Origin of the sequence: Mesorhizobium sp. M1A.T.Ca.IN.004.03.1.1, assembly GCF_003997555.1 — a bacterium.
In the GTDB taxonomy this organism is placed as follows: domain Bacteria; phylum Pseudomonadota; class Alphaproteobacteria; order Rhizobiales; family Rhizobiaceae; genus Mesorhizobium.
Genome location: NZ_RZTV01000545.1, coordinates 1 through 260 on the forward strand (window position 1 = coordinate 1; position 260 = coordinate 260).

The following is a 260-nucleotide window of genomic DNA, read 5'->3' on the forward strand; positions in this document are numbered from 1 at the left end:
GCGAAGACGAGAATGAAGGAGACCGCCATGACGATGCCTGGCAGCGAATAGGGTATCTCGATCAGGCTGGAAACGATCCGCGACGCCATGTCTCTGCGTCGCGTCAGTGCATAGGCCGCAAGCACTGTCACCACAAGCAGACCAAGTGCGGTCGCGCCGGCAAGCGACAGCGAATTGATAAAGGCCGTGCGTGTCACCGCCTGCCGGAATAGGATCTCCTGAAAGGCATGCAGCGACATAGTCTTGAAGGTGAGTGGTAC

General features: G+C 58.1%; 1 pseudogene. It reads right to left on the bottom strand.

What is annotated here, in order from left to right:
• A pseudogene (locus EOD29_RS32825) lies at positions 1–260 on the bottom strand (iron ABC transporter permease); the annotation flags it as partial.